Below are 5765 nucleotides of genomic sequence, written 5' to 3' on the forward strand. Positions count from 1 at the left end.
AATTAATAATTAACCTTGGAGTAGTGCACAAACAAGTGTAAATTAAATTTTACCGCCTACTACAAAAAAACAAATTGAAATTATGCCAAGATCAGTAAATTCAGTTGCTTCAAGAGCTCGAAGAAAAAAGATATTGAAGCAAGCAAAAGGTTACTTTGGACGTAGAAAAAACGTTTATACAGTAGCAAAAAATGCGATTGAAAAAGGAATGGTTTATTCCTATAGAGATCGTAAAAACAAAAAGAGAACTTTCCGTGCTTTATGGATTCAACGTATTAACGCTGGAGTTCGCCAGTATGGAATGTCTTACTCACAGTTTATGGGGAAAATTAAAGCAAATAATATTGAATTGAATCGTAAGGTTCTTGCCGATTTAGCTATGAATAACCCAGAAGCTTTTAAGGCAATTGTAGATACAGTAAAATAGATTTTTAATTTCTTGCTTATATAAAAAAACCCAATCTTTTTAGATTGGGTTTTTCTATTAATATACTTATTATAGACTCTAGTAGAGTCTTAATTTTTTGTATATCTTTACACTTATTTTTAACAATTACATCATGCTTGTTTGGGGAATATTTATTGCAGTTATATTAATTTTTTTAGCGTTAGATTTAGGAGTTTTTAACAGAACACCACACATAATAAGTACCAAAGAAGCCACAAAATGGACCGCTATTTGGGTAACTATATCTCTACTTTTTTCTGGAGTAATTTATTGGTTATATTCAACTAATATAATTAATAATGTTGATGGATTAACTCCAACCAATGCTACGTTAAAATACATTACAGGTTATTTAATTGAGCTATCATTAAGTGTTGATAATATTTTTGTGATTGCAGTTATTTTTACTTCATTTAAAATTCCATTAAAATATCAACACAGAGTTTTGTTTTGGGGAATTTTAGGAGCAATTATATTTAGAGCTTTAATGATTTTCTTTGGTGTATTACTTATTAATAAATTTAGCTTTACAACCTATGTGTTTGGAGTGTTTTTAATTGTTACTGCCTACAGAATGTTGGTTTCTAAAGATGAAGAATTTCATCCTAAAAAATCATTTATTTACCGACAAGTAAGAAGGTTTGTACCAATAACAAGCCATATGAATGGTGAACATTTTTTTATAAAACTACGCCATATAAATGCCGCAACACCGTTATTTATTGCTTTAATTATTATTGAATTTACAGATATTTTATTTGCGTTGGATAGTATTCCGGCAATTTTAGCTATAACATCAGATCCGTTTTTAGTATTTACATCTAACATTTTTGCAATACTTGGATTAAGATCAATGTACTTTTTCTTATCAAATATGCTTGCTAAATTCTATTACCTAAAATACAGTTTAATAGTTATTTTAACTTTTGTAGGAATTAAATTAATTTTAGCTCATCACTTCAAATTTCCAGAATGGATTTCATTAAGTGTAATTGCCCTATCATTACTAATAGGTGTTATTGTATCTTTAAAATCTAATAGAACAGAAGAAAAGAAGAATTAATAAGTTAACTCTTCTTTTCTATTTCTCTTAAGTTTTCTAATTTTTTATGAGCTAAAAATCCTGCAACATCTTCAAAATGTTCTTTTACTCTTTTGTGACCAAATTCAAAAACTTTTTCAGCTAAACCATCAAGGAAATCACGATCGTGAGAAACCAAGATTAAAGTACCATCAAAATCTTTTAAAGCATCTTTAATAATATCTTTAGTTTTCATATCTAAATGGTTTGTTGGCTCATCTAAAATTAAAACATTTACAGGCTCTAATAATAACTTTATCATAGCCAATCGTGTTTTTTCACCACCAGAAAGTACTTTTACTTTTTTAGTAATATCATCACCTCCAAACATAAAGGCTCCTAACATATCTTTTATTTTGGTACGAATATCACCAACAGCTATTTGATCAATGGTTTCAAAAACACTTAAATTTTCATCTAACAATGAGGCTTGATTTTGTGCAAAATATCCAATTTTTACATTGTGACCAATTTCCAGTTTTCCCTGAAAATCTATTTCTCCCATAATAGCTTTAATCATTGTAGATTTACCTTCACCATTTTTACCTACAAAAGCTACTTTTTGCCCACGTTCAATAACTAAATTTGCATTATTAAAAACTACATGCTCATCGTATTTTTTAGATAAATCCGTAACTACAATTGGATATTGTCCGCTACGTGGTGCTGGAGGAAATTTTAATCGTAAGGCAGATGTATCAACCTCATCTACCTCAACTAATACTAATTTTTCTAACATTTTAACACGAGATTGAACCTGGTTTGTTTTAGAATAGGTTCCTTTAAAACGCTCTATAAACTCTGTGTTTTCAGCAATCATTTTTTGTTGCTCATCATATGCTTTTTGTTGATGCGCTCTTCTATCTTTTCTTAATTCTAAATAATGAGAATAGGTAGCTTTATAATCATAAATTCTACCCATTGTAACTTCAATAGTTCTGTTGGTAATATTATCTACAAAAGCCCTGTCATGTGAAATTACAATAACTGCTTTAGCTGAATTTATTAGAAAATCTTCTAACCACATTACACTTTCAATATCAATATGGTTTGTTGGCTCATCTAACAAAATTAAATCAGGTTTTTGTAATAAAATTTTTGCCAATTCAATACGCATACGCCATCCTCCAGAAAATTCAGATGTTGGTCTGTTAAAATCTGTACGTTCAAAACCTAATCCTTTTAAAACCTTTTCTACCTCAGCTTCATAGTTTATCTCTTCTACAGCATAAAATTTTTCACTTAGCTCGGAAACTCGCTCAATTAACTGCATATAGGCATCACTTTCATAATCTGTTCTTACAGTTAACTCCTCGTTAATTTTATCAATTTCTTCTTTCATTGAGAAGAATTCGGCATATGCTTTGGAAGTTTCTTCAAAAACAGTTGTATTATCTTTAGCTAATAAATGTTGTGGCAAGTATGCAATAACAGCATCTTTTGGAGCTGAAATATTTCCTGAAGAAGGTTTGCTAGCCCCAGCAACAATTTTCAATAAAGTTGATTTTCCTGCTCCATTTTTTCCCATTAAAGCTATTTTATCGTTTTCATTTATGGCAAAAGAAACATTGCTAAAAAGTGTTGTTCCACCAAACTGAACCAAAATATCATTTACTGTAATCATTTTTATTGAATTTATTAAAATCTGTTTTTTTTGAAGTGGCAAATATACATGAATGTTTTAATACCAAACTATTTAATATTTTCACGATATTTCAAAAAAAAAGCAAGAATTTCTTCTTGCTTATCTATATATTGTTTTAAAAAATTAAGTTAAAAAACTTCTCCTAATTCTTTTAATTTCTCTGTGTTTTCTGCAAGTTTTAATTCTTCTACAATTTTATGTATATCACCATTAATAATATTACTTAAATCGTACATTGTTAAACCAATTCTGTGCTCAGTAACACGTCCTTGCGGATAGTTGTAAGTTCTAATTTTTGCAGATCTATCACCAGAACTTACCATACTTTTACGTTTTTTAGCGTCTTCCTCCTGCTTTTTAGCTAACTCAACTTCGTATAAACGAGAACGTAAAACCGTTAAAGCTTTGTCAAAGTTTTTATGTTGCGATTTCTGATCTTGACATTGTGCCACTAAACCAGTTGGAATGTGGGTTAAACGTACAGCAGAATAGGTTGTATTTACCGATTGTCCTCCAGGACCAGATGAACAGTATAAATCTTTACGAACATCTTTCATATCAATTTGCACATCAAATTCTTCTGCTTCTGGCAATACCATTACTGTTGCAGCAGAAGTATGCACACGACCTTGAGTTTCTGTTTGAGGAACACGTTGAACACGATGCACACCTGCTTCAAACTTTAAATCGCCATAAACATCATCACCTTCAACACTAAAAATAATTTCTTTAAAACCACCCGAAGTACCTTCACTTACATCAACAATTTCAGTTCTCCATCCTTTATCTGCACAAAACTTAGTGTACATTCTATATAAATCTCCTGCAAAAATACTTGCTTCATCCCCGCCAGTTCCCGCTCTAATTTCCATCATAACGTTTTTAGCATCTTCAGGATCTTTAGGAATTAACATAAATTTAATTTCTTCTTCTAGTTGCTCAATTCTAGCATTTGCCTCTTCTAGTTCCATTTTTGCCATTTCTGTCATTTCAGCATCTGATCCATCGGCAATAATTTCTTTGGCTTCCTCAACATTATCTAATAAAGTTTTATATTCATCACCCAGTTTCATAACTGCGCTTAAATCTTTATATTCTTTATTAATTTGAATATAACGCTTTTGATCTGAAATAATATCTGGCTGAATTATTAAATCAGAAACTTCGTCAAAACGTTGTTTTATTATTCTTAATTTATCTAACATGTAGTTTTTTTATTGGATTGCAAATTTACAATAATTTCTTGATATTTTTTAATATTCAAAAACACCAAATTCACTAGTAATTGTTAACTTTTTACTTTCTGAAGCTTCTACTCTACCAATAATTTGCGCATTAACGTTATAACTTTTTGATATTTTAATAATATCATTTGCAATTTCTGAAGGAACATAAAGTTCCATTCTATGTCCGCAGTTAAAAACTTGGTACATTTCTTTCCAATCGGTTTTACTTTGTTCCTGAATTAATTTAAACAATGGTGGAATAGGAAATAAATTATCTTTAATTATATGTAAATCATCAACAAAATGAAGAATTTTAGTTTGAGCTCCCCCACTGCAATGTACCATTCCGTGAATTTCTTTTGAAGAATATTTTTCTAAAATATTTTTAATAATGGGTGCATAAGTTCTTGTTGGAGAAAGCACTAATTTTCCAGCATCAATAGGTGAATTTTCTACAAAATCTGTTAATTTTACATTACCAGAATATACCAAATCACTTGGTACAGAAGCATCAAAACTTTCAGGATATTTTTCTGCTAAATACTTGCTAAAAACATCATGACGCGCAGACGTTAATCCATTAGATCCCATTCCTCCATTGTATTCTTTCTCATACGTTGCTTGACCGAAAGACTCTAAACCAACAATTACATCTCCAGGTTTAATATTTGCATTATCAATTACATTAGCTCTTTTTATTCTAGCAGTAACTGTAGAATCAACAATTATGGTTCTTACCAAATCTCCTACATCTGCAGTTTCGCCGCCTGTTGAGTGAATTTCAACCCCAAAACTTTTTAAATCTTGCAATAATTCTTCGGTTCCGTTTATTATTGCAGCTATAACTTCACCTGGAATTAAGTTTTTATTACGACCAATGGTTGAAGACAGCATAATATTATCTGTTGCTCCAATGCACAATAAATCGTCAATATTCATAATAAGAGCATCTTGTGCAATTCCTTTCCAAACAGAAATATCTCCTGTTTCTTTCCAGTACATATATGCTAATGATGATTTTGTTCCAGCGCCATCTGCGTGCATAACCAAGCAATAATCTTCATCATTTGTTAAATAATCTGGCACAATTTTACAGAAAGCTTTTGGAAACAATCCTTTATCTACATTTTTTATGGCATTGTGTACATCTTCTTTTGAAGCCGAAACACCTCTTTGACTGTATCTTTTACTTATATCTGAACTCATTTGTACTTAATAATTTTGTTATGCAAAAGTAATTTATCTTTTTTACATAGGAAAACATAAAAAAACCGAATGTAATTCATTCGGTTTTTAATTTATTCGTAATTCAAAATTGTATTATTCCCAATCTGGCATTGAAGCACTAGAGAATAGTAATGTTCT

5 protein-coding genes are annotated in these 5765 nt (G+C 30.2%); 2 read left to right on the top strand and 3 right to left on the bottom strand.

Annotation, left to right across the window (positions count from 1 at the left end; translation table 11 throughout):
• Positions 1-82: 82 nt before the first annotated feature.
• On the top strand, positions 83-427 hold the full coding sequence (gene rplT, locus ABY298_RS14460; RefSeq protein ID WP_372746764.1) for a 50S ribosomal protein L20: 345 nt from the start codon (positions 83-85) through the stop codon (positions 425-427).
• A gap of 133 nt (positions 428-560) precedes the next feature.
• Complete coding sequence (locus tag ABY298_RS14465; RefSeq protein WP_372746765.1) at positions 561-1511, top strand: TerC family protein; 951 nt, start codon at positions 561-563, stop codon at positions 1509-1511.
• 4 nt (positions 1512-1515) lie between these two features.
• On the opposite strand, the gene ABY298_RS14470 is transcribed toward ABY298_RS14465, so the two are convergent.
• From ABY298_RS14470 to ABY298_RS14480, 3 genes are all read right to left on the bottom strand, one after another.
• Positions 1516-3153, bottom strand: coding sequence for an ABC-F family ATP-binding cassette domain-containing protein (locus ABY298_RS14470; protein ID WP_372746766.1), 1638 nt, complete (start codon positions 3151-3153; stop codon positions 1516-1518).
• A gap of 149 nt (positions 3154-3302) precedes the next feature.
• The gene (gene prfA, locus ABY298_RS14475) at positions 3303-4379 is read right to left on the bottom strand and encodes a peptide chain release factor 1 (protein WP_372746767.1); all 1077 of its coding nucleotides are present in this window, start codon (positions 4377-4379) and stop codon (positions 3303-3305) included.
• Positions 4380-4427: 48 nt separating this feature from the next.
• Complete coding sequence (locus tag ABY298_RS14480) at positions 4428-5606, bottom strand: AIR synthase related protein (RefSeq protein ID WP_372746768.1); 1179 nt, start codon at positions 5604-5606, stop codon at positions 4428-4430.
• Positions 5607-5765: the final 159 nt, after the last annotated feature.

This window comes from Lutibacter sp. (assembly GCF_041596795.1).
Classification (GTDB): domain Bacteria; phylum Bacteroidota; class Bacteroidia; order Flavobacteriales; family Flavobacteriaceae; genus Lutibacter.

What these genes read in the sequence shown, in the direction of transcription:
- ABY298_RS14470 (WP_372746766.1), bottom strand. Translation starts at nt 3,153, where the DNA reads ATGATTACAGTAAATGATATTTTGGTTCAGTTTGGTGGAACAACACTT.
- rplT (WP_372746764.1), top strand. Translation starts at nt 83, where the DNA reads ATGCCAAGATCAGTAAATTCAGTTGCTTCAAGAGCTCGAAGAAAAAAG.
- ABY298_RS14465 (WP_372746765.1), top strand. Translation starts at nt 561, where the DNA reads ATGCTTGTTTGGGGAATATTTATTGCAGTTATATTAATTTTTTTAGCG.
- ABY298_RS14480 (WP_372746768.1), bottom strand. Translation starts at nt 5,606, where the DNA reads ATGAGTTCAGATATAAGTAAAAGATACAGTCAAAGAGGTGTTTCGGCT.
- prfA (WP_372746767.1), bottom strand. Translation starts at nt 4,379, where the DNA reads ATGTTAGATAAATTAAGAATAATAAAACAACGTTTTGACGAAGTTTCT.